The sequence below is a fragment of the Nodularia sp. UHCC 0506 genome (genome assembly GCF_034931045.1).
Lineage (GTDB): Bacteria > Cyanobacteriota > Cyanobacteriia > Cyanobacteriales > Nostocaceae > Nodularia.
Window position 1 is genome coordinate 1 of the sequence record NZ_JAYGHH010000049.1, and the last position, 23,650, is coordinate 23,650.

Here is a 23,650-nt window from a genome sequence, read left to right on the forward strand (position 1 = left end):
AAGTTATGGCGATCGCTTAACATTCAAAGCCTCAGCAGCTGATATCCCCTCACCTTGAGTGCCAAAATATCCCAAAGCCGCAGCAGCTTCAGCGCGAGAAACGGGTTTTTTGGGTTGAAATAGGGTTGTATAACCAAACACCCGCCGAATATTTGATTGTTCGCCATTTTGGAAATCAGCCAGTACTGCGCGTAATGCCTTGGGGTCAATTTTTCCTGTATCCTGAAAACCCCAGGTTTCCTTAACTGCATCTAAATTGGCAGTAGGTAAGGCTTGACGAGTATCTAAAGGGATTTTCCACAAAATTAACTGTTCTCTTGTCAGTGGTGCGTCAGGCTGAAATAAAACTGCTGTGGAGTCTCCAGACAAAGGACTAGGAATTAATCCGGCTTCAGCTAACCCTTGAATTACCGGAAAATCAACATCTGTTTTTGATACATCACTAAAAGTCGGCTGAGTGCTTGCGGATGCCAAACGAATCTGTTTAGCCGGATTATTAATATACATGGCATTGTTAGCCGCAACTAGCCAACGAGCATATTCTCGGCGAGTAATATTTTTACTGGGTTCAAAGGAGTTAGTTATGGCATGATTAGAATTGCTCTTCACGTCCTGAGATTTTAAAGTCAAAACACCCAAAGCGGCTAAATCTTGGATGGGTTGACGCAATTCTGGTGGTGCTTGATTAAGGTCGTTGAATTTCTGAGATTTCGCCGTAGCTGTTGCAGTTGTTTGGCTACCGGATATATCTGGTTGTGTTGCTAAATTATCTGGTAGTGGTGGACCAAAAACACTGGGATTACTGGATTGAGAATTTACAGTTTCCGGTGGTGCTACTGCCGTACTATTAGGTATATACTCAATCATCAATGCAGTCGCTGTTTGTGGTTGGTCAGGTTTGGGGTTAGTAACTGATTGTGCCTGGATAGTTACCTTTACTTGCAAATCGTTGCGACGTGCTTCAAAGGTATCTACTAAATCATCTGTAGGCTGTTGTAAAATCTGCCAGTCATTTTTCTGAAACTGGTCACTATAAAAGCTACTAATAAAATTGCTGGGGTCAGAACTTAGCCAATTAGTGACTACACTATTTTTGGAGTCACTCGCAGGTGTGACTGATTTTAACTTAGCGTTGGGGTACAGAGGAATATTTGGAGGAAAATCAGATGGTAACTCAACAGTGGCTTGATTTTGCCTTGATTGCGGTTCATTTTTCCCAGATGTACCAAAAATTCCTGGGTTATCTTGTAGCCTGGGGTCTGCCGCCAAAGACTGTTCTAGGGTTTTGGCAGTGGGATTGTTACCACAAGCTGTTAAAGAGGTAAATAAAACAGCCAAACTCAGTAACACAGCTGGACGTTTACGCAAAAGCACAGGAAATCACAAATGACGTGTCAATTCCTACCCTAGCGCAGACTGCTACAACTGAGCTAAATTAAAGTTGCAATGAAAATTGCCGCAGCACAGCAAAACTGATGAATTTGATTTATTTTTCCGCCCTTCTCATCGACAGCCTATAGAGGCATAAAAGCAAGTTTGCTGTAGAGTGTATCAGCACGATAAGTTTTACCAAAAAATTGTTTGAGGAATGTTCTGGATTGAGGAAACCCCCATGTTCCCTATAGTTCCGCCGCTATTTTTTCGGGGAAATTTGGTGAAATCTACTTTTTTGACTAAAAAGCCCACTGGCGTGGGCTAAAAAATTCTTATTTTGCAATTTGCGGTGCTGGTAATTCATTCAAAACTCGCCACAACACTGTATAACTACCATCAGCACGGCGACGCACTGGGCGGAAGGCTAGGATCATGTCACTACTGGGTATCTGTTGTAGTGGGTCTGAGGAGATAAATTGACCACTTAACATGACCTCTGGCAATTGAAATTGCAGCGATCGCACTACATAAGTATGGTTTAATTTAGCTGGGGCATGGGCTAAAATTTCCTTTTGGTTTTTACCCGTCAAAAACCGTCTTTTTTCTACTTTTAAAGCCTCCAACGCCTGGGGAGGTTGGTAATTGAGCAAAAATTCTCGCGTTGGGGATGCTAGAAGTTGCAGCTTCCCATCCAACTTATCCAGGGGGATATCACCCACGTCAATCATGAAACTATAATCTAAGCCTTGATCCACTAGTTGAAAGCGCTCCCCTACCATTTGAAGTGCTAAACTAGGATTAAATCCATCCTTAGCATCACCCAAAGAGGGGAAAGGATAACGCTCATTAACATTGGGTTGCAATCGATTCCAAAGAGTATTCAGGGGACGTTGGTAAACTGAAGACTGTAATACACGGAAAATCCCAGTCCGAGGCAACTCCAAAAATTTAGCGTAAATTCGTGGTTCCTGCGGATCGAGTCCGTAGGCAAAACGGTCGAGGATTGCCGCATTTTCCCAAGGATCTGTAAACCGGATTTCTGGGGGAAATGCCCCTAATGCTGCCGTTAACATTCCCTTGGCAGTTGCGAGAGTAGTAAGTACTGAATCAGGGGACACTAAAGCAGGTTGGATGGGCGGTGCATAATTGGCTATGGCTGTTTTTGCATTTCTCCCAATTACTTGTACTTGAGGGGATGCTAATTGTGTTCCTAAAGTGCCTGTAGATAATAAATTTGGTTCCCATGTAGAGAAAGGGACTGCGGGCTTTCCTAGATGGGGCAGTTCTACAGGTGCAATAGAAAGCACAGGATCTGATTGGCGTTCACCAGTGACTAGGGGTAGCTGTCTAACTAAGGCTAATTCACCTCGACGAGATAATAGTTTGTCTAGGACTGGAAATAGTTTTGATAACTCCTGGCTAGAAGTATACAAAGGGCAGTAGATTTGATCTAGGGCTTGAAACCGATCAGGTAAGAGTGACAGGTTTCTCGATGAATCTATTTGAGAGTTGCAGAAGATTTGGGGATTTTTTTGCTGACGATGCACAAAATTTTCTACGGTCTTAACCTGAATTGTCAATTGCCCTCTCACAGCTCGTATGCGATTGACATCAGGATCTGTGAGTGCTTGCTCAATCCGAGCCATCAAATCTAGCTGACGTTGTATCAGTTTCCCCGACTCAGTATAAAATTTTTCATCTGTTGGCTTTGATGTAAGATTTTGAATTAGGGAAGATTGGGACTTATATCCAGTAGCCAAGGTGGTTTCTGGAATAGAAGCTAGACTAAAAGGCAACAAAAAGCCGAAAATTAAGTGTCTCATGTCAAAAACGCCAAACAGATAGGAGTATGAAAAATCTAAAATAGATATTAAATTGGAGAAAATCAACGACCATCGACAACCGTCAGTCCATTCTACTTTCTGTTAAGCGAAGCGTCGCCAGGTTGTTACCAGTGCTGAAACACGATTACATGCAAGTTTCCCAGGATCAGCCTATTTATTCTGAGGCTCCACTCCAACTGTTACTATTTGTCGATGGAAGACCAAAGTCTCGACAACAAGTGCAGCGTATCCGTGCTTACTTAAAAGAATTGCAGGCTGAGTATAACTTTGAACTTCAAATTATCGATGTCGGGCAACAACCTTATTTAGCAGAACATTTTAAATTAGTGGCAACGCCAGCTTTAATTAAAATCCATCCAGAACCCAGACAGATTATTGCTGGGAGTAATATTATTGCTCAATTAAAGAACTGGTGGCCTCGTTGGCAAGGGGCTGTAGATGCTTATTTAAAATTACAAGAAGACTTACAAGAACGAATGGATGACAATACTCGGATGTCATCACCCAAATCGACAATTCGTTCTGTGGCTGTTTCGGCAGAACTGATCAAACTTTCAGATGAAGTTTTTCGCTTGAAACAGGAAAAAGACAAACTTCAGGAGCAGTTACAATTTAAAGACAGGGTGATCTCGATGTTGGCACACGACCTCCGCAATCCCCTCACAGCTGCGGCGATCGCCATCGAAACTCTCCAATCTAATTACAATATAGAAATGGCGGCATTTGTGCGGCTCAAGCCAGCTATGGCAGCACATTTATTAAAACAAGCCCGGACTCAAACCAAGACAATTGACCGGATGATTGCTGATTTATTGCAGGTAGGCAGGGGCAATGATACAGAGCTGCCTATTGTCCCACAGAAAATGGAAATTGGTAAACTGTGTTTGGATGTATTGTCAGAATTGCGCGATCGCTACATTGCCAAATCGCAACAAATAGAAACGGATATTCCGCAAGATTTACCCAAGGTATATGCCGATCCAGAACGTGTGCGCCAAGTGCTAATAAATTTGTTGGATAATGCCATCAAATACACGCCAGAAGGGGGAAAAATTAGTATTGCTGGATTACACCGTACAACCCAAAAAATTCAATTTAGTATTGCTGACACTGGCCCCGGAATTCCCTTAGAAAAGCGCGATCGCATTTTTGAGAACCACTACAGGCTACAACGAGATCAAGCTATCGATGGTTACGGCATTGGTCTTTGCTTATGCCAACGGATTATTCAATCGCATTACGGTCAAATTTGGGTAGATTCTGCCCCTAATGGCGGCGCATGGTTCCATTTTACATTACCAGTCTATCCATCTTAGATAGAGAAAAAAATAATCGCGCCGTACAACAAAATGTCCGAAAATCTTCATCCTGTCGGCAATATATTTTGCACAATCTGATTCCGCCCCTTTTCTTTTGCCTGGTAAAGTGCCTGATCCGCAGCCATAACCAAATCAGCAGGAGAAGATTCCCAGTTAGCAGTCATAGTAGCCACTCCCATACTAATGGTGACATACTGACTAATGGCAGAATCATTATGAGAAATTTGTAAATTTATCACACCAGCTTGCATTGCCGTAGCCACATATATTGCACTCGAAGCATCAGTGCAAGGCATAATAACAGCAAATTCTTCACCACCATAACGCGCTACTAAAACTTGATTATTTTTGGCTTTATGGTTTAAAACATTACCCACCTCACGGATACACACATCTCCGGCTGGATGACCATATTTATCGTTATATAATTTAAAAAAATCAATATCACATAAAATCAACGATAAAGGCGATTGTTCCTGCGCTGAATGAATCCACTGGGTATTGAGATAATCGTCAAAGCGACGACGATTAGCCAGCCCAGTTAACCCATCGATATTGGCAAGATGCTGCAAAGCCTGATTTGCCGCTTCTAACTGTTTATAGACTTGCGCTTGTTGCAGTAGTTTTCGTAATCGTTGGCGTAATACTGCCCAATGAATTGGCTTGGTAAGGTAATCTGTTGCGCCTGCATCAAATGCACGGTCTACAGACTCCTGATCATCCAAACTTGTAATCATCAATATGGGAGTGCGTTCCCATAACTTTGAGATCACCGTATTGCCCAAAGCAGATTCAGTATCAAGATTTTCTAACGCTGTCATCAAATTGTTTCTGGCAATTTGCAGCAATCGTCTACAGCAAGTAAAGCCATCCATTACGGGCATGATTGCATCTAGTAATACTATATCTGGTTTAACAGTTTCATAAGCATCTAAACACTGCTGACCGTCAGTAACTTCGACGACTCGATAGCCTTCTTTTTCCATAGCTTCACGCAATAGTAATCGCATAGTCTTGTCATCATCAGCCACCAGAATCACCGGAGGTTGTTTAGAGCGAGAAAATGGGCGTATGCCTGACATGAGTAGCATTCCACTGAAAATGAGAGTTTTGGTGAGGGCAAATCGGAAAAAACCTAGCCCTCACCACTAAATCGCCTAGAAGCGAGAGTTGTTTTAAAGTAATCAAGATCCTGGAAAAAGCTGAGTGATTCAGTAGATTTCGTGTCTTGAGAATAGATATATTTATATTCCTGGCAAAAGATAGGTGACTTTTGATGAAAAATATCAGTATACTACCTAAGACGGTGCAGAAGTATTAAATATAGATGAGTTGGCTGGGTAAATCACACCTTTCTTAGCCATGAGGAAAAAAGACTGTAGTGAATATTTTTCCACAAAAACGACCAAAAAAGTTGATTTCACAATTCTGTGTAAAGATTACAACCTCTTGATAATTTTCTTAAATGCCAGACTCACTCATGTATCAGCAGGATAATTTCGTCGTTCTAGAAACAAACCAGCCAGAACAATTTCTGACAGCCGATGAATTATTAAACAAACTCAAGCTGGTGCTGCAAAAAATGAGTAATCAGGATTTGCCCACAGATTTACAACAGTTTGATTCTGTAAATGCTCAAGCCCAACATTTAATTGATACCAGTTGTGAATTAGATGTTGGTCCGGGAAAATATTTGCAGTGGTACGCAATCAGATTAGAGAAGTAGCTTCGCAGCCAATCAATTCTGGATTTTAGATTTTGAGTTGACCATCATGGGAGGCTAGTACAAGTCGGCGTAAATAAACCAATCATTCAAAGTCAATGAAAAGCCATAAAGTTGTTGTACGGTGCGGGCGTATTACAATACGCCCCTTCTGTCTTCCGTCCTATGGTGCTAGAGTCCTACCGACAAACCTTGAATTATTTACTCTGCCTGACTGGTTTCTGGTTGAGTCACAATTGTTAATTCAATCATATCTTCCCCAACCTCGATAATTTTAATATCTACTCCAGGACCAAAATACCGCATCATTTTTTCCTGTTTTTTCTGCCAATCATCAAGTGAAATGAACGGCGAATCAAATTCTAAAATTAAGGCATAAGCCCCATTAATTTCTGTTTCTCGTAAACCTGTTACCTCTGGGCGATCTTCATCTGTAGGACTCAGACCAAGATAAGATAAAGCTTCATCTAAATGAGCTTCTTGACCATAGCAGTATCTAGTGATATCCTTGCGAATTTTATTTTGGGTGACAGTTGCTTGCTGTTCTCGCAAGAGTAATACTGATGGCGTTGTTTCTTGGCTAAAAGGTATAGGCAGAATTTCATTAGCTTTGAGCGCCAATCCTCCTAAAAAAAGAGGAAACCCATAAAAAAACCCAACAAGATTAAGGGTGGCATTATCGGCAGCATAGGCGACGAAACCAACAATGATTAATATACCGCCAATGCTTAAACCGACAGTCCCCAAAGAAATTTTACGTAACATGAGCTGAGGAGTTTATAAATTCTTAACATCTTATGTTTATTATCATCGCTTATTGGTAACAGTTAAGGAATAGTTACTCACACTGAACTATAGATTTGTGAAATTATTTCCCATTGCCCTGGTGCAAATGCGATTAATCACGTCTTTACGTCATTTTGGGTTAACTTTAAAATTGAGGCTATTTTAAGACGGGAAAAAAATAATGGATTTACAGACTATAAAAGAACGAATTGCCGTAGTTCAAAGCAAACGCGAATATCTACTCAGCCTTTTAGAGCAGCCAAATTTAGGCACATTGAGGATTGATGTCAACCAGGCTTTGGAAGAAATGGATGATTTAATTGAGGAATTTCAACGGACTATTCCCGAAACAGATCATAATTAGGCTGTTTTAAGTATAAAGAAACACATAGCAGCGCTAATATAACCGTGAATTAGTGGTTAGACTGGCGCTGTTTTTTATAGATATTTTCCAGGCTTTCAACTTGAAAATAACCTGGGTTAAAGTTTCACGAAATTTTGGCAGCATCACCTATTTTTACTTAAGCATTTCTGGCACGTTGTCCTAATTGTTTGACTAAAGCAATTAGTTCATTTGTGGGAACATCTTTGCGACAAACATCGTCAAAGCTAGGCGTGGACTTAGATCCGAAAAAATTCGCATCTTCCACTGAGGAATAGGCCAGTATTTGAGTATGAGGAGATATGGCTTTGATCTGACTAGAAGCACTCCAACCATCCATAACGGGCATTTGTAAATCTAGAACGATGACATCAGGCTGACAGCTTTTAATCATGTCTATAGCTTCTTGACCATTGCAGGCCAACCCAACTACCTGGAAATTTTCTTGAGCCGGAAAAGCCAAATATAAACTTAAACGTGTAAGTTCGTGATCATCAACTACTAGAACACGCAAGGTCGTAGATTCACAAGAAAACATTAACATTTAAGGAAATAAAAACATAGCTACAACAACCTCTAAAGTTTATAGTCAGACACACAAAAAATCACTCTATCTTATGGTTGAATAAATGCTCTATCCCCATATTAATTGATGAAATAAGTGGCAAATAATCAGTTTTTTTCAACCAAATCTAATTGGTCTATTTGTCTGTGTAATAGTAACTTTTTTTGGAATCAATTAAGTTGGAGGCTATACCAGTTGAACGTAATGCCATATTTATCAAAGTTTTTTGTGAGTTAGTTTCTGGACAATTTACGGCTTCGCCATGCAAGCTATCACTAGGACGACGTTGGATATAAGTACCATCAGGTTGTAATTCCCAGGCTTGACGATTATCTGCTAACATAATTCCCAAAATTTCTTGCAAATCCTTGGCAATATCTGGGTCTTTAATTGGGGTAATGACTTCAACTCGACGGTCTAAGTTGCGACGCATCCAATCAGCACTGCCAATATAAATTTCTTCCTGTTCATTATTGTGGAAATAAAAAATCCGAGAATGTTCTAAGAATCGCCCAATGATGCTGATGACGCGAATATTTTCACTGATGCCTTTGAGGCCTGGACGCAAGCAGCAAATGCCACGAATAATCAGATCAATCTGCACTCCAGCGCTGGCAGCTTCGTATAAAGTGGCGATTATTTGGGGGTCTACCAGGGAATTCATTTTGGCGACAATGCGCCCAGAAAAGCCGTTTTGGACATTTTCTATTTCACGATGAATTAATGCCAAAAAGCGATCGCGCATATTTACAGGTGCAACTAGCACTTCTCGATAAGATTTTTGCCGAGAATAGCCTGTTAAAAAGTTAAATAAATCTGTAATATCTGCACCCAATTCTTCCCGACAGCTAAATAATCCCAAATCTGTATACAAACGGGCTGTTTTTGGGTTATAGTTTCCAGTCCCTATATGCACATAGCGGCGCATCCGGTCTTTTTCTCTTCGCACTACCATCACGGTTTTGCAATGGGTTTTTAGCCCTACTAAACCATAGACAACGTGAACACCGACTCTTTCTAAACTCCGCGCCCAGTAAATATTATTTTCTTCATCAAACCGCGCCTTTAATTCCACTAACACAGAGACTTGCTTACCATTTTCAGCCGCCGCAATTAGGGCTTTGACTATGGGCGAATCTCCAGAAGTGCGGTAAAGGGTCATTTTGATTGCTAGTACATTGGGGTCATGGGCTGCATGGGTAATAAAGCGCACCACTGTTGAAGAGAAGGATTGATAGGGATGGTGTACCAGCAAATCCTTTTCGCGAATGACTGCAAAAAAGTCTTGACCTTCTTCTAATTCCAAAGCATCTGGGCTTAAACTCGGTTCTCTGAGTCTTTGCAAACGTGAAGGGACTACAGATTGACGTGGTGGTTCTTTGAGTTCGGGTAATGGCAAGGCCATAAAATACATTAAATCCCGGAGTCCTAAAAGACCATCAACTTCATAAACATCATTTTCGGTTAAGTCTAAATCTTGCAACAACCGAGAACGGATGGGGTCAGGGGTGTGAGATTTAATTTCTAGTCTGACAGGAGTCCCACCCATGCGCCGTTTGCGTAGTTCTTGTTCAATGGCTAATAGCAAATCATCTGCTTCATCTTCTTCTAAAGCTAAATCAGCATCACGGGTAATGCGGAAGGGATGATATTCTTGAATATTCATGCCTGGAAATAGAAACTCCAGGTTATGAGCGATCGCTTGTTCTAAAGGTACACCAGTCCAATTAGCAGTTTGTCCAGTTCCAGAAATTCCTAACTCTGGCGGTAGAGGTAAAAATCGTGGTAGCACACTGGGGACTTTAACTCTGGCAAAAAATTCTTCTTCTGTGTCAGGATTTTTGACCACCACTGCCAAATTCAGGCTGAGATTAGAAATGAAGGGGAAAGGATGACTAGGGTCAACCGCTAAGGGGGTCAGAACCGGAAAGATTTGTTCTTCAAAGTAGTTATCTAAATAAGTCCGTTGTTTTTGATTTAAATTAATATAGTCGAGTATATGAATCTGATGACTAGCTAGAAGAGGTTGTAGGACTTCTTCAAATTCTTGGTGCTGTTTTGAAAATAGGGGACTGAGGGTTGTTCTAACATCATCTAGCTGTTTTTGTGGTGTGCGACCATCAGGAGTTAATTGAGAGACTTTCGCTTCTACTTGTTGTTTTAAAGCTGCAACTCGCACCATGAAGAACTCGTCTAAATTGGCGCTAAATATGGCCAAAAATTTTAATCTTTCTAAAAGCAGTGTCCTGGGGTCACAAGCTTCATGGAGTACGCGACTGTTAAATTCTAACCAGCTTAACTCGCGGTTAATGTAATATTGCGGATCGTTCAAATCAATGGGATTAGCGTTCTTTTTTGATTTCGGCATAACGATCTCAGGGTAGCCAGATGCAGCTCTACAGATGGGGGACAATACCTATAGTAAATTAAATGGGGGCTGGAGGGAAACTCTCAATTTACATTAATTGAACACGTTAATCATACCTTAACCAAATGTTTCAAGCTACTCGCCGCCGTCTTGCTATCTGGTACACAGCCGTCACTGCGGTTTTACTTTTATTATTCGCCAGTGGTGTATATTTATATGTCCGTAGTACATTAATTGAGCGCATTGATGATACCCTAAATCACGTAATAGAAATTGTGGAGCGATCGCTGGTAATTGAGCCAGTCGGTGGGGATATTGAAAAATTTCGCGTTAATGTAGAAGGCAGTTTTCGGGATAATGCCAGCACCGTAGAAGATGACCACATTGACCTAGAATGGTTTAGTGCCAATGGTAAATTAGTTTGGTCAACCCTATCAGAACCTCTGAATATTCCCATTCATGGTAGCCATCTCGGTGAAACCGTCCGGGTATTCAAACAACCAACTCCAGATTCAGCACTCCTACTTAGACAAGTTACCCAGCGTGTGGAAGTGGGACGGCAAGTATTAGGATATCTGCGTGTTAGTCATCCCTGGTTTGAAGTGACTAAACCTAGTCGCCAATTAATCATTGATTTGGCCTTAGGTACTTGGCTGATGCTGCTGTCTGTAGCTGCTAGCGGCTGGTTTCTTTCCGGTAAAGCGATGGAACCAGTAGGTGAATCTTACCAACGGCTAAAACAATTTACGGCTGATGCTTCTCACGAACTCCGCAGTCCCATTACTTTAATTCAAACTAATGTGCAGGTGGCGTTGGCTGATTTAGAACTGGCAAATACACAAACTGATACTTTTGTCAATTATCGCCAACAATTAAAAGTTGTAGAACGCTTAACGCAACGATTGGGAAAGTTAGTCAATGATTTATTATTTTTAGCCAGACAGGATAGTGGTATTAGCAAAGATGTTTTTTCATCTTGTCCCCTGGATGCTTTGCTGATGGAAGTAGTGGAAGAACAACAGCTATTAGCCAAAGAAAAACAAATTACTTTAACTCTTGACTTGGTTGATCCTCCCACCGTAGAAACTAGCCCTGAATTATTAGAAAATTGGTTTACACTCCAGGGTAAATGGGATCAACTGGTAAGATTATTGACAAATTTGATTAGCAATGCTTTACAATACACCCCAGCCGATGGACAAGTGTATGTACAATTGGCGCGTTTAGAGGGAAACAATCGCGTTTCTAAAATTCGTCACAGCACAGCCTTATTGCAAATTAAAGTTAGTGATACTGGGATTGGTATTCCCACAGAAGCCTTACCCCGCTTATTTGACCGCTTTTATCGGGTCGATCCAGCCCGTACCCATCATACAGTAAAGACAAATACCCAAACTTCTACAGGTTCAGGATTAGGACTAGCGATCGCTGCGGCAATTGTCCAACATCATCAAGGTCAGCTGCAAGTTGAAAGCAATCTTGGCAAAGGTACAACTTTTACTGTTACTTTACCAATCAGTCTAGAGTATTAAATTTATTTTTGACATTTGTTACTTGTGATAGATGAAAAACTATTAGTGGCAAAGGACTGGTAGATTTAAAATTGATCGCGATCGCTTCTATAGTTAGATGAAATAACTAGAGATATTTGATAAATTTAAATTGTGTAAATTGAAAATTCTTAAGTTTTGATAATTTAAAATTTATGATTATTATTTTAAATAAATTTCTTACTTAATTTCAACCGATCACGAAATTTTTAAAGCAAGAAAAATTAAGATTTTTTAGGAGTTAATCATGAATAGAAATGCCAAAAAAATTCGCAAGTATGTTGGATTGTTCAGTGCTATTTGCGGCGGATTACTAATTAGTACGCCAGCAATTTCTCAAAAAGCAGTAGCACAGCAACCTACTTCCAAAATTAACCCCTGTCCTAGTATTTACTACGAAGAACCACACAACAACCGGATTTTAGTGCCACGGGGATGTCCTCCCAATGCAATAACGCAAAAACTAGCGCTACAAGGACTGCTTCCACCTCCTACCACCCCGACTACCCCAACACCAGATCAGAGAAGATTGGGTGTTGGTGGTGAATTACTAAATTCAGATTCACTAGCAATCAATCCCTGTCCTGGTATTTACTACGAAGAACCCTTTAATAATCAAAATGTTGTCCCAGAGGGATGTCCACCAAATGCTTTAACTCAACAACTGCTAGGACAAGGCATTGATCCCAGTCGCGCTATCCCAGCGCGTCCACCAGTGACAGTAATTCAACCACCCTTACCAGAAGAACAACAGCCTCCCAGCACCAAAATTGCCCTAGCTAATGGTATGGTGAATATCCGCTTAGTCAATGACACCGGGACTGGAATCACTTATGAGGTGGTTGGCGATACACCACCGCGATCGCTCGCAGGGAAATCAGATACAATACTGCGAGATTTAACTGCACCAGTAACTTTGACATTTTTCCGAGGAGATGGCGGATTACTTGAGGCGATTCCCCAACCCTCTGAGGAAACAGGAATGATGGAAGTGAGATTAAACGAAACAACTGATATACAGCAAGATAAAAATACAGTGCGGATTCAAGAGGATGGTACAGTATTCTTGAACTAAAACCCACCTCCAACCCCTCCCATATCAAAGGTTTATCCTTTTCTTCCCCCCGTTGCGGGGGGTGCGAGGAGGGGAGAAAGATTACGGATTACGAATTACGAACTACGAACTACGAACTACGAACTACGAACTACGAACTACGAATTACGAATTATCGCTTCAGCATTTGAGTCAATCTATCAATTAATTGCACTTCAGTTTTGTTATCTTCAATAGTTCGTGCTAGAACAATCGCCCGTTCATAAAAATTACGGGCAGTTGGGTAATTACCTAACTTCTCATATAAATGAGCATAAGATTCAAAAGATTTTAATTCTTCTCGGAGATTTTGTAATTCCTGGGCAATTGTTAAACGTTGTGCTAGTAAATCAAAGGCACGCTGATAACGTCCGACAACACTATGTGCGAATACTAAACCGTCAATTGCGCGTAATTGATTAGGGCGATCGCGGCTAGTTTGAGCGATTCGTAATGCTGCCCCATAAGTACCAATTGTATCCTGATAATTTCTGGCTTCTAAGTAAGCATCACCTAAATTATTCAGAGTATTGGCTTCCCCGATAGGATCACGAGTTTGACGGCGGAAAATTAGGGCAGTTTCATAGAGTTTAATAGCTTTGTTATACTCTCCCAACCTGATTGCTACCAAACCTAAATTGCTTAAAGAGAGTCCTTCACCTTCAATATTTTTGACGTGACGCGCAATTGTCAAAGCGTCTTCGAGGGTTTTACCTGCGGCGATGGTTTCACCTTTTTGTAATAACAAGGTGCCGATATTATTTAAGCCAAAAATTTGACCTTGAAAATCTTTTGTATCACGTGCGATCACTAAACGGCGGCGCAAAGCATCTTCCCCTTCTTTGAGGCGATTTAGCTGGATGTAGGACATTCCCAGCAAATCATAAGTCATTCCCTGCGCTCTAAGATCACCAATTGAGTGATAAATCTCTAATGCTTCTAAACCCGATTTCACTGCTTTATCAGCAAATCCTAAAGCATATTGTTGTTCACCGATACGCAGCAATGTGTCAGCTTTTTCTCTAGATTGTTGCCAACTAGAACTACTTAAAGGGCGGTGTAGTTGTTGTGTAATATCAGCAGCACTCGCTACTGTAGGACTCAGTAAACTAATAAAAACTAAAACGTAACACCCTGGTAATAAATGCCATTGTTTCATAAAATTTACCGATACAATTACGGCTTTAGATAGAAGGTTTCCGAAAAAGAATTAATTTTTGCAAATGAAGACTAGCAGTTTACGTATTTTTTCTATAGCGGTTTTTACATGAGTGATCACAATGTTGATAGCTCAAAGCCTGAAAGCAACTGGCTTGATACTCAGCACTCAGTACTTTGCTATATAGGCTAGGATGGCACAAAATCTTCGCCTAAGTAGATGACACGGATATCTGCGGGTAATTTGTCTTCTAGCATAGAATAGCCTTCCTGAAGAAAATTGGCTACTTCGAGAGGCGATATTTTCTCACCTTCGGCTTGTAGGTAAGCAGCAATTCTCGTTTCACTCCAATGGAAAGTTTGCGCCATTAAAACTATCAAGCGCAACATCGGTGGTAATTGGTCTAAAGCCTGTTCTACATAACACCATAGCGGCGGTGAAGTCTCTGAAAGGGAATAATGAATTGATTCGGTGGGTGGTAGTTTAATCTCGTTGATACAAAAAGCAGTAATATTAATCAGCCAATTTTGCAAAGTTAAAGCTTCTGGGCTAGATGAGGGGTCAGCTAAATTTAGTCCACCGAGTTCGTAATAGATATGTTTCCAAGTCAGGGCGAATAAATAATCTGCTTGCACAGGCGATCGCGCTGAATGCTGAATCAAGGTGTAAACTATGGGGCTATAACGGCAAAAAATCACTGTAAAATACTTGCCAGCATCAGGATAACTCTGAAATAGATTCAGCAGTTCCTGATCATTGTGATGAAACAGCGACTTTACTAGCGGGTGATTAGCTTCGGAAAAATGGGGAATTTGCATAGCTGGGGAGTGGATAGTAGTTAAAATAGTATTTTTCATCCCAAAGTTGTGCTGATCTGCATAAAATCCAGGTCTTGCTCTGTTCGTGGCTCAAACTCAGACTACTTTAGTATTGATAAACTAAGAACAAGGACTTAAATTTAGTTCTATCGACAATAATAAAAGCGCTCCCTTATAGAATTTTTTGGTTTGTTCATGGTTATAGCAGCTAATGTGATGCCTTTCTTATTTGCCCCTTTGACTTTAGGCTCTTTTTTGTCTTCCCTGCCCTTGGATAGCTTATTCTCCACCCAAGGCATTATGGTGATGTTGCTGGCGGCTTATGCTGGCGCTATGTGGATGTTCCTCACTAGTGCGCCCAAAGTACACACTGTGATGGTGTCTGACTTGGAAATTGCCCGACAGTTGTATGAAGGGCTGCTAGATTTGCCAGCCGCCGAAGTACCTTTGCACTACTACTACAACTACGAACAAACTTTAGGTGCTACTGGTATTGATCCACTTTATATGTCTACCAGTCCCAGTTGGTCTAATAAGGCGATGAATAATAGTAATGATGGGTTGTGGTATCAAATGAAAAAAAATACCCAGTTGCACGTCATTACAGGAGCGAGCTTGGGTAATAAGAATCAACAACGTCATGTTTGTTTTGACCGCGACTGCTTAGATATGATTTTATTGCGAGTGGAAATGCGCGGTTTGAAATTCAAGATTCGCAACCAAAAGCCCCTGAATTTTTTAGTAAAGGACTATGAAGGGCGAGTGATTGAAATTGCAGAAGTAGCAAATTAACCATGAGTTTTGGGTTTGGGTGTTGCAGTCTTGAACTGGTCAACACCCAGCTTTTGCATAGCAATGCTATTTGATTATGAGGATATTTATTGAAATGGCAGTTTCAACCAGAAAAACGCAGTCATAGTTGCTTAGGGACAATTCGAGAAAGAGGCAAATTACAAGTCTCTGGTTATTTCCCGCATTCCCCAAAAAATTAAATTGGGTTCCACAATTAAAGGCACGGCAATTTCTGGAAATTGCTCTTGGAGATATTTTACTATTAAGATGCGATCGCCTCCTTTAATCACAATTTTACTATCAGGAAATAACTGCCACCAAGCTGTAATAAAATCTTTAATCCCAGCTAATAAAGTATAAATAATTCCAGTTTGAATTGCCTGTTTTGTATTCATAGCAAAACGCGGCGGCAAAGAGATAATTTCTGTTTCTAGCTGTGGTAATTGTCCGGTTTTTTGACCCAGCATACTAAATTGTAAACCCAGTCCCGGCAAAATTGCCCCTCCCACCAAAGACTCGTTAGCATCTGCACCGGTAAAGGTTAGTGCAGTTCCAGCATCAATTACTAAAATCGGAAAACCCCAAGTTTTGCCAGCTCCCCACAAAGCCAGCGCCCGGTCAATTCCCAAGGTGGGATACATATTTAATAGAGGAATGTGATCTAAGGTAATCACATTTACATGAGGGTGATTTTGCCAAACTGCTGTTTGCTGGGGAACAACAGAGGCGACAAAAATCGGGGGGTGGGGGGAATTTTTTGCCGCTATTTCCCTCAACCTTTGACTGAAAGGAAAAATTTCTGGTGGTAAATCAGCAAGTGTTTGACATTGAGCTAGTTGTTGTGTTAAAGATTCTGAACAATGGTCAGTATGCCAAGTTTCGCTGAGGGTTTCACCTGTAAATAAAGCCCAGTGTAGCCGCGAATTGCCAATTTCCAACGCTAACCAAATATTCTCTCTGTGTCCTCTGTGCCTCTGTGGTTTCACAGTTTTAATTTTTTTAAGTCAGTCATTATATTTTTTCATAAAACTTAATAAACCAGGCGTGTCACAATAAAACTAGGGGAAAATATACTCATTGTGTCAAGGAGGCCAACTATGGTAGCACTCACCGAAAGAATAGAAAAACGGCTCACCATAGAGACTGTGAAAATTGCTCAAGAAACTATGGCAATTCGGTCTTTAGACTGGGATCGCGATCGCTTCGATATTGAGTTTGGTTTACAAAACGGTACAACCTATAACTCGTTTCTGGTTCGCGGTGAAAAAACTGCCCTAGTTGACACTTCTCACGAAAAGTTTCGCCAGTTATATTTTGAGACTCTCACCGGATTAATCAATCCCACGGAAATTGATTATTTGATTATCAGCCACACGGAGCCAGATCATAGCGGCTTGGTGAAAGATTTGTTAAAAATGGCTCCAGATATCACTGTTGTGGCTTCTAAAGTGGCAATTCAGTTTCTGGAAAATTTAGTACATCAGCCATTTAAACGCCAAATTGTCAAAAATGGCGATCGCTTAGATTTAGGCAATGGTCATGAATTTGAATTTGTGATTGCCCCCAATCTACACTGGCCGGATACTATCTTCAGCTTCGACCATAAAACCAAAATTCTCTACACCTGTGATGCTTTTGGGCTGCATTATTGCTCAGATAGCACCTTTGACGACGATTTAGCAGCAATTGAAGCAGACTTTAAATATTACTACGAGTGCTTAATGGGGCCAAATGCCAGATCGGTTTTATCTGCCCTGAAGCGCATGGCTGAACTGAAAACCATTGAGATGATTGCCACTGGTCACGGTCCCTTATTATCTCATAATGTTGAAGAACTAACTGGACGTTACCGCACTTGGAGCCAAAGCCAAAGCAAACCTGAAACCGCAATTGGCATATTTTACGTTTCAGAATATGGGTATAGCGATCGCCTAGCCCAAGCCATAGCCAAAGGTATCAATAAAACTGATGTAGCTGTGGAAATTGTGGACTTAGGCGCAGGGGTAGATTTACAAGAACTGCGAGAATTAGTCAGCCGTTGTGCAGGAATTATTATCGGGATGCCACCGGCGGAAAGTAATGCCAATATCCAAGCGGCACTCAGTACAATTATCGGATCTGCCAAAGAAAAACAAGCTATCGGCATCTTTGAAACAGGTGGAGGCGATGATGAACCTATAGATCCTCTGCTGACTAAGTTCCGCAACTTGGGATTAACAACAGTTTTCCCAGCCATTCGGATTAAACAAACCCCCACAGAAAACACTTACCAACTGTGTGAAGAAGCGGGTACAGACTTGGGACAATGGGTAACACGCGATCGCAGCATCAAAGCGATGAAATCCCTGGGTGCAGACCTAGACAAAGCATTAGGCAGAATCAGTGGCGGTCTATATATAATTACCGCCAAAAAAGGTGATGTTTCCAGCGCCATGTTAGCATCCTGGGTTTCTCAAGCCAGCTTCAAACCTCTGGGATTATCCATTGCAGTGGCTAAAGATAGAGCAATTGAATCTCTGATGCAAGTAGGCGATCGCTTTGTCCTCAACGTCTTAGAAGAAGGCAATTACCAAACACTCATGAGACACTTTTTAAAGAGGTTCGCCCCTGGTGCTGATCGCTTTGAAGGTGTGAGAACTCAGCCCGCCCAAAACGGCGCTCCCATCCTCGCCGAAGCCTTAGCCTACATGGAGTGTGAGGTTGTAAGTAGGATGGATTGTGGCGACCACTGGGCAGTATATAGCAACGTTTACGAAGGACGAGTTTCTAAACCAGAAGCACTCACAGCCGTCCATCATCGTAAAGTGGGAAACCATTATTAATTCGTAATTCGTAATTCGTAATTCGTAATTCGTAATTAAGAGTGTGTAAGGGACTTACAAATAAAAAATACTCAATCACCTAACCCAAAAAACCTCTGAAACCCTCATAACTCTGTGTTCTCTGTGTCTCTGTGGTTCGTTTATTTGGATAATTTATTTCTTGGAATTCCCTAATCCCTCAAAAATTGCAATTACGAATTATTCTTATTCCTCACACCCAAAGGCTATGTCAATAAATAAACCCCGTGATGTTCAAGTTCTGCCCATTGGGACAGATACTACAGTAATGCGATCGCGCAGCTGGTCTAGACTAAGATTTGAAATTGAATATGCTCTGGCTAAGGGTACAACTGCTAATTCTTATCTAATTCAAGGCGATAAAATTGCTGTAATTGACCCTCCAGGCGAAACATTTAGCCAAATTTACCTGGAAGCTTTGCAGCAACGGCTGGATGTCAGCACCATTGATTATGTAATTCTGGGACATATTAATCCTAACCGTGCCGCTACTATCAAAGCTTTATTAGAACTAGCACCACAAATTACTTTTGTCTGTTCTAATCCTGGGGCGAAAAATTTACGCGGTGCTTTAGAAAATCAGGATTTACCAATTCTCGTCATGCGGGGAGAAGAAACCCTGAATTTGGGTAAAGGTCATGATTTACAGTTCATTCCCACCCCTAACCCCCGTTATGCAGATCAACTCTGCACTTATGACCCACAAACAGAAATTCTTTATTCAGATAAGCTCTTTGGGGCGCATATTTGTGGTGATCAGGTATTTGATGAGGGCTGGGAAAGTATAAATGAAGACCGACGCTATTATTTTGATTGTCTAATGGCTCCCCATGCCCGTCAAGTGGAAACAGCTTTAGATAAACTGGCTGATTTACCCATCAGAATGTATGCCACTGGACATGGCCCCATAGTCCGTTATGGCTTAATCGAACTGACTAAGGCTTATCGGCAATGGCTGCAACAACAAGCATCTTCGGACTTGACAGTGGCAATGATTTATGCTTCAGCTTATGGAAATACTGCTACATTGGCTCAGGCGATCGCTCGTGGTATTACTAAAGCTGGTGTAGCCGTAGAATCAATTAACTGTGAATTTACAGAACCCGAAGAAATCCGGACGGCTGTAGAAAAATCTGCCGGTTTCGTGATTGGTTCACCTACTCTTGGGGGTCACGCGCCCACACCAGTGCAAACAGCTTTAGGAATTGTCCTCTCCACTGCGACCAACAATAAACTAGCTGGGGTTTTTGGTTCCTTCGGCTGGAGTGGTGAAGCGGTTGATTTAATTGAAAACAAACTCAAAGACGCTGGCTACAGATTTGGTTTTGATGCCATTCGCGTCAAATTCAAACCCAATGATGTCACTTTACAATTGTGTGAAGAAGCTGGAACTGATTTCGCTCAAGCGCTGAAAAAAGCTAAAAAAGTGCGTGTTCCCAGCCAACCAGCCACAAATGTAGAACAAGCTGTAGGGCGCATCGTCGGTTCTCTGAGCGTCGTTACAGCCAAGGAGGGCGATATCTCCAGCGCCATGTTAGCCTCTTGGGTATCTCAAGCCAGCTTTAATCCTCCTGGTTTAACCATAGCGGTGGCAAAAGACCGAGCTTTAGAAGCGCTGATGCACTCAGGAAATAAATTTGTCCTCAATATTCTTCCTGAAGGTAAGCATATAGGCTTAATGAAACATTTTCTTAAACCTTTTGCCCCAGGACAAGACCGATTTGGTGATATCGCTACCCAGGACAGCGAAAGTGGTTCTCCCATCCTCACTGATGCTTTAGCATATTTGGAATGCTCAGTACAAGGTCGGTTAGAATCGGGTGATCATTGGCTGGTGTATGCAACGGTAGATAATGGCAAAGTATTAGATAAAGATGGTGTGACAGCTGTGCATCAACGTAAAACAGGAAGCCATTACTAGATATTGACCAAAAGAAGCAGGGGAGTAGGGAGCAAGGCCTTGCACCCCTACCACGTGGTTTATTTATCTGAAAATATGCTGTACCTTCAACTGTCACAAAGGAGTATAGCGATGCTAAAAGCTAAATGAAAACTGCTCATTTCCAAACTCGGACAACACACTCAGCAAGGTTAATTATGGTTATAGAATAGTAGCTTTATATTGTTTAACTACATCCATACTAGGAGGAGAACCAGAGTCTCCTGCTGTTGTCAATTCTTTAATACTCTCGATTTTTGCATCATATATACCATTATCTTCTCCATTAGCAGAGGAATAATGAATGCGAACTGTTGCCCATTCTTTATTTTTGTCTGCTTCTAAGACTTCTCCGGCCTTAAGATAATTACACCAATCCCAACCATGATGTAACCAAATTTCTCGTTCAGCGATTTGCGCCCATTTCTCTAAGCCAGCCCAACCACGATAATAGGACTTGATATCATTCAGATTTCCTTGTTGTTTAGTTATTAAACTCAATGCTTCTGGTATTAAATGTCCCCAGTAACGTCCATCTGGAAGACTAATCGCAGTTGGCGCAAACCGATGTCCGCCAAAATGACTACACCGCCAAACTCGTAACTGGGAATTAGCCTGCTTTCGCCAATTTTGATAGAGAGGATAGCCATAACGGGAACAAGCGACATCAATATTTCCATGAGTACAAATCAAAAGGTCATACTGATGAGTATTATTTTGTTGATATTGATTAAAGTCAATCAGTTTTTCAGGTTCGATCAGGAGTGCTGAAACTAAGTTACCTAAATCTGCATCAGGAATTAAATATTCTGCTTGCTGATAGCAAGTAAACAAATATTGAGGACGACGATAAAATAAAACTCTCGTATAACCAGGCTGAGAATATTCAGGATCAGGTGCGATCGCAAGCGGTCGTAGTTTAATACCTTTTTTATAAATCAGGAATTTAATTTTTTCTAAATAGGGCTTTAAAAGTTTATTCTGTTCAAGAGCAGCTTCTGACCACGGTTGAGGTAATTCAGTTACTAACCAATAATCATAATAACCTGCTGTTCCGATTGGGCTTTCTCCTACAGCTTGTGATATATCCGAGCAAAATCGACATTGCTGAAAATCTATTTCTGATATTGACATATTACAGATTATTTAGATGATACATAACATGACTAAAAGAGAACATAGATAATCAATAGTTTTAAATTTGAAAATCCGAAAAGCTGGTTTAAGTCGGAAAATACTTGTATTTTTGTAACAAAAGCCTGCATTCTTCAAACTACAAACTTTTGATGTCTATTTAGTAAATTTACTTTGGAGTAAGTTTAGCTTAATCTTCTTTGTCTAACAAGTAAGTTGCCAGGTCATTCAAAACTTTGTTAGCAGCAATAGAACCACTACCTATCCAATAAGCGGGAACTTCATAAACTTTCCCTGCCTGTACAGCATTCAATTTAGACCATAACGGATCTTTTTTTAATTGTGCTAACTTATTTTGTGCTTCATCCCCTAAACTCCAGACAAAGATGACATCTCCATCTGCTGCCTCTAATTTTTCCCGTGAGATTTGTACCCATGAATTATTTTCATTTTGACTGGCAGGACGAGATAAGCCAATATCTTTCAGTATACCCCCAATAAAAGTATCATTTTGGTAAAGCCGTAGTCCTTGTGGAAAAATTCTTACTACTGACACCTCCATGTCTTCAGGATTTGTTAAGCGCGATCGCAACTGTTCTACGCGCTGATGATAGTTATCTAATAGAGTTTCTCCCTGCTTCAGTTTTCCCATGGCTTCAGCCGTCAGTAAAAATCCACTTTTCCAGTCACTGCTTCCACCCTGTTCTAACAAAATGGTGGGTGCAATTTGATTAAGTTGATTATAAACTGGCTCTACATTTTTGCCACCAATAATTAAATCAGGCTTTAGTTGCGTAATTCTTTCTAAATTTGGCTGGTTAGAAGATAGTTTTTCCGTTCTATCTGTAATCTGATCGCGCAGATGTACTGGAAATTTCCCTGTACTTTGGTCAATCAGGGCTGCTATTGGCTGTACTCCTAGAGTGAGTACACTATCCAGGGCAATATTATCTAAAGCTACTACACGCTCAGGATTAATCGGAACAGCAGTTTCTCCTCTCGTATGAGTAATTAAATTAGCAGGATCAGGAATAGGCCGCGAGACAGTTTCATTGCTTTGACAACTAACAAGAGTGAGTAATCCTAAGAGAAAAAGGGATAAAGAAAAACGTTGTAACATAGATAAAACTGAGGATTTTGGATTGGCGATCGCACTCTATATCAAGGTTTTCAAATTTCTATCACCACCTAAACTGATATTGCAAACTAATGGTACGCCCTAACGCAGCCGCATATTCTTGGTTTCTAGTTTGAGTTTGGGAGTCAATGGGGAAGTATTGACTATTGAGAAGATTTTGAACTCCCAAGGTTAAGTTTCCTCTTCCTATCTGTAAGCGACTAATCCAGTCTAGAGTGACGTAGCTATTAATAGGAAAGCGATCAATGGGATTATTATTGATTGTGTTTTCAAAAGCACGATTACGGCTACCAACAATCAGCAACTGCAAGCGATTTGCCCAATTAGGTGTGGTTTGATTTTGGGCATATAAAGCAATTTTTATCGGCTGAATATCCACAGTACTTAAAGGAACAAAATTATCCACTGTTGCAGGATTGCTATCTCCCTCAACCCAAGTAAAATTGCCTCCCAACTGCCAGTTATTATCAATTTGATAATCAACCGTTGCCTCTATTCCATAAGTGCGTGTAGGTTCTCGACTAGATTCTAAAAAAGAACCATCTTCACTGCGACGTTCATTCTGTCCTAATTCTGAGTAGGTAAAAAATCCAGCAAGGGAGGCTTGTAGTTTATCCCAGTTGCCTCTAATACCAATTTCATAATTATCAACGATAATTGGTTGAGTGACTTGAATATCTTCACTCACTCGTGCTGGTAAATTATTCACAAATAACGGCAAGAATCTCAGAAAACGGCGAAAATCAGGGGCAGAAAATCCTTGAGCAAAATTAGCATAAACGCTCACATTATCGCTTACAGCATAATTTGCTCCTACGTTAAATAC

General features: G+C 40.9%; 20 protein-coding genes. 8 read left to right on the top strand and 12 right to left on the bottom strand.

What is annotated here, in order from left to right; genetic code table 11:
* Nucleotides 1-3: 3 nt before the first annotated feature.
* Nucleotides 4-1,374, bottom strand: a complete 1,371-nt coding sequence (locus tag VB654_RS20595; protein WP_323215670.1) for an S-layer homology domain-containing protein — start codon at nt 1,372-1,374, stop codon at nt 4-6.
* Between the two features lie 332 nt (nt 1,375-1,706).
* Entirely contained in the window at nt 1,707-3,197 is a 1,491-nt protein-coding gene (locus tag VB654_RS20600) for a hypothetical protein (protein ID WP_323215671.1), read from the bottom strand.
* Between the two features lie 131 nt (nt 3,198-3,328).
* On the opposite strand from VB654_RS20600, the gene VB654_RS20605 reads away from it, so the two are divergent.
* Nucleotides 3,329-4,534 (top strand): histidine kinase, encoded by a 1,206-nt coding sequence (locus VB654_RS20605; RefSeq protein WP_323215672.1) that lies wholly within the window; start codon nt 3,329-3,331, stop codon nt 4,532-4,534.
* A 47-nt stretch (nt 4,535-4,581) separates the two neighbouring features.
* On the opposite strand, the gene VB654_RS20610 is transcribed toward VB654_RS20605, so the two are convergent.
* Nucleotides 4,582-5,619, bottom strand: coding sequence for a PleD family two-component system response regulator (locus VB654_RS20610; RefSeq protein ID WP_323215673.1), 1,038 nt, complete (start codon nt 5,617-5,619; stop codon nt 4,582-4,584).
* Between the two features lie 383 nt (nt 5,620-6,002).
* On the opposite strand from VB654_RS20610, the gene VB654_RS20615 reads away from it, so the two are divergent.
* Nucleotides 6,003-6,263 (top strand): chlororespiratory reduction protein 7, encoded by a 261-nt coding sequence (locus VB654_RS20615; RefSeq protein ID WP_323215674.1) that lies wholly within the window; start codon nt 6,003-6,005, stop codon nt 6,261-6,263.
* Nucleotides 6,264-6,461: 198 nt separating this feature from the next.
* On the opposite strand, the gene VB654_RS20620 is transcribed toward VB654_RS20615, so the two are convergent.
* Entirely contained in the window at nt 6,462-7,025 is a 564-nt protein-coding gene (locus VB654_RS20620) for a DUF2854 domain-containing protein (protein ID WP_323215675.1), read from the bottom strand.
* A gap of 202 nt (nt 7,026-7,227) precedes the next feature.
* On the opposite strand from VB654_RS20620, the gene VB654_RS20625 reads away from it, so the two are divergent.
* A complete protein-coding gene (locus VB654_RS20625; RefSeq protein WP_323215676.1) occupies nt 7,228-7,410 on the top strand; it encodes a hypothetical protein in 183 nt (60 codons plus the stop codon).
* Nucleotides 7,411-7,567: 157 nt separating this feature from the next.
* Here the strand turns inward: VB654_RS20625 and VB654_RS20630 are convergent, their stop codons facing one another.
* Nucleotides 7,568-7,972 carry a response regulator transcription factor gene (locus VB654_RS20630; RefSeq protein ID WP_323215677.1) on the bottom strand — a complete coding sequence of 135 codons (405 nt, stop codon included), beginning with the start codon at nt 7,970-7,972 and terminating at the stop codon, nt 7,568-7,570.
* 157 nt (nt 7,973-8,129) lie between these two features.
* On the bottom strand, nt 8,130-10,361 hold the full coding sequence (ppk1, locus tag VB654_RS20635) for a polyphosphate kinase 1 (RefSeq protein WP_323215678.1): 2,232 nt from the start codon (nt 10,359-10,361) through the stop codon (nt 8,130-8,132).
* Nucleotides 10,362-10,486: 125 nt separating this feature from the next.
* On the opposite strand from ppk1, the gene VB654_RS20640 reads away from it, so the two are divergent.
* Entirely contained in the window at nt 10,487-11,893 is a 1,407-nt protein-coding gene (locus VB654_RS20640; RefSeq protein WP_323215679.1) for a HAMP domain-containing sensor histidine kinase, read from the top strand.
* Nucleotides 11,894-12,158: 265 nt separating this feature from the next.
* Nucleotides 12,159-12,986, top strand: coding sequence for a hypothetical protein (locus tag VB654_RS20645; protein WP_323215680.1), 828 nt, complete (start codon nt 12,159-12,161; stop codon nt 12,984-12,986).
* A gap of 151 nt (nt 12,987-13,137) precedes the next feature.
* On the opposite strand, the gene VB654_RS20650 is transcribed toward VB654_RS20645, so the two are convergent.
* Nucleotides 13,138-14,163, bottom strand: coding sequence for a tetratricopeptide repeat protein (locus VB654_RS20650; RefSeq protein WP_323215681.1), 1,026 nt, complete (start codon nt 14,161-14,163; stop codon nt 13,138-13,140).
* Between the two features lie 188 nt (nt 14,164-14,351).
* On the bottom strand, nt 14,352-14,981 hold the full coding sequence (locus VB654_RS20655; RefSeq protein ID WP_323215703.1) for a sigma-70 family RNA polymerase sigma factor: 630 nt from the start codon (nt 14,979-14,981) through the stop codon (nt 14,352-14,354).
* A 195-nt stretch (nt 14,982-15,176) separates the two neighbouring features.
* Here VB654_RS20655 and VB654_RS20660 point away from each other — a divergent pair, with 195 nt between their 5' ends.
* Complete coding sequence (locus tag VB654_RS20660) at nt 15,177-15,773, top strand: glyoxalase-like domain protein (RefSeq protein WP_323215682.1); 597 nt, start codon at nt 15,177-15,179, stop codon at nt 15,771-15,773.
* A gap of 158 nt (nt 15,774-15,931) precedes the next feature.
* On the opposite strand, the gene VB654_RS20665 is transcribed toward VB654_RS20660, so the two are convergent.
* On the bottom strand, nt 15,932-16,759 hold the full coding sequence (locus VB654_RS20665) for a pantothenate kinase (RefSeq protein WP_323215683.1): 828 nt from the start codon (nt 16,757-16,759) through the stop codon (nt 15,932-15,934).
* A 111-nt stretch (nt 16,760-16,870) separates the two neighbouring features.
* Between VB654_RS20665 and VB654_RS20670 the strand changes: the two genes are divergently transcribed.
* Both VB654_RS20670 and VB654_RS20675 read left to right on the top strand, forming a co-directional pair.
* Nucleotides 16,871-18,595: a diflavin flavoprotein gene (locus tag VB654_RS20670; protein ID WP_323215684.1), complete on the top strand. Its 1,725-nt coding sequence runs from the start codon at nt 16,871-16,873 to the stop codon at nt 18,593-18,595.
* A 226-nt stretch (nt 18,596-18,821) separates the two neighbouring features.
* On the top strand, nt 18,822-20,534 hold the full coding sequence (locus tag VB654_RS20675; protein ID WP_323215685.1) for a diflavin flavoprotein: 1,713 nt from the start codon (nt 18,822-18,824) through the stop codon (nt 20,532-20,534).
* A 180-nt stretch (nt 20,535-20,714) separates the two neighbouring features.
* On the opposite strand, the gene VB654_RS20680 is transcribed toward VB654_RS20675, so the two are convergent.
* The 3 genes from VB654_RS20680 to VB654_RS20690 form a co-directional block, all read right to left on the bottom strand.
* Nucleotides 20,715-21,686, bottom strand: a complete 972-nt coding sequence (locus tag VB654_RS20680) for a sucrase ferredoxin (protein ID WP_323215686.1) — start codon at nt 21,684-21,686, stop codon at nt 20,715-20,717.
* 190 nt (nt 21,687-21,876) lie between these two features.
* Entirely contained in the window at nt 21,877-22,806 is a 930-nt protein-coding gene (locus VB654_RS20685; RefSeq protein WP_323215687.1) for an iron-siderophore ABC transporter substrate-binding protein, read from the bottom strand.
* Nucleotides 22,807-22,867: 61 nt separating this feature from the next.
* Nucleotides 22,868-23,650: TonB-dependent receptor (locus VB654_RS20690; protein WP_323215688.1), on the bottom strand; the 783-nt coding region annotated here is incomplete at its 5' end.

Excerpts from the sequence above, each read along its gene's own strand:
- VB654_RS20615 (WP_323215674.1), top strand. The coding sequence starts at position 6,003 with ATGCCAGACTCACTCATGTATCAGCAGGATAATTTCGTCGTTCTAGAA.
- VB654_RS20680 (WP_323215686.1), bottom strand. The coding sequence starts at position 21,686 with ATGTCAATATCAGAAATAGATTTTCAGCAATGTCGATTTTGCTCGGAT.
- VB654_RS20685 (WP_323215687.1), bottom strand. The coding sequence starts at position 22,806 with ATGTTACAACGTTTTTCTTTATCCCTTTTTCTCTTAGGATTACTCACT.
- ppk1 (WP_323215678.1), bottom strand. The coding sequence starts at position 10,361 with ATGCCGAAATCAAAAAAGAACGCTAATCCCATTGATTTGAACGATCCG.
- VB654_RS20670 (WP_323215684.1), top strand. The coding sequence starts at position 16,871 with ATGGTAGCACTCACCGAAAGAATAGAAAAACGGCTCACCATAGAGACT.
- VB654_RS20655 (WP_323215703.1), bottom strand. The coding sequence starts at position 14,981 with ATGCAAATTCCCCATTTTTCCGAAGCTAATCACCCGCTAGTAAAGTCG.
- VB654_RS20675 (WP_323215685.1), top strand. The coding sequence starts at position 18,822 with ATGTCAATAAATAAACCCCGTGATGTTCAAGTTCTGCCCATTGGGACA.
- VB654_RS20600 (WP_323215671.1), bottom strand. The coding sequence starts at position 3,197 with ATGAGACACTTAATTTTCGGCTTTTTGTTGCCTTTTAGTCTAGCTTCT.
- VB654_RS20645 (WP_323215680.1), top strand. The coding sequence starts at position 12,159 with ATGAATAGAAATGCCAAAAAAATTCGCAAGTATGTTGGATTGTTCAGT.
- VB654_RS20610 (WP_323215673.1), bottom strand. The coding sequence starts at position 5,619 with ATGTCAGGCATACGCCCATTTTCTCGCTCTAAACAACCTCCGGTGATT.
- VB654_RS20660 (WP_323215682.1), top strand. The coding sequence starts at position 15,177 with ATGGTTATAGCAGCTAATGTGATGCCTTTCTTATTTGCCCCTTTGACT.
- VB654_RS20640 (WP_323215679.1), top strand. The coding sequence starts at position 10,487 with ATGTTTCAAGCTACTCGCCGCCGTCTTGCTATCTGGTACACAGCCGTC.
- VB654_RS20650 (WP_323215681.1), bottom strand. The coding sequence starts at position 14,163 with ATGAAACAATGGCATTTATTACCAGGGTGTTACGTTTTAGTTTTTATT.
- VB654_RS20620 (WP_323215675.1), bottom strand. The coding sequence starts at position 7,025 with ATGTTACGTAAAATTTCTTTGGGGACTGTCGGTTTAAGCATTGGCGGT.
- VB654_RS20625 (WP_323215676.1), top strand. The coding sequence starts at position 7,228 with ATGGATTTACAGACTATAAAAGAACGAATTGCCGTAGTTCAAAGCAAA.
- VB654_RS20630 (WP_323215677.1), bottom strand. The coding sequence starts at position 7,972 with ATGTTAATGTTTTCTTGTGAATCTACGACCTTGCGTGTTCTAGTAGTT.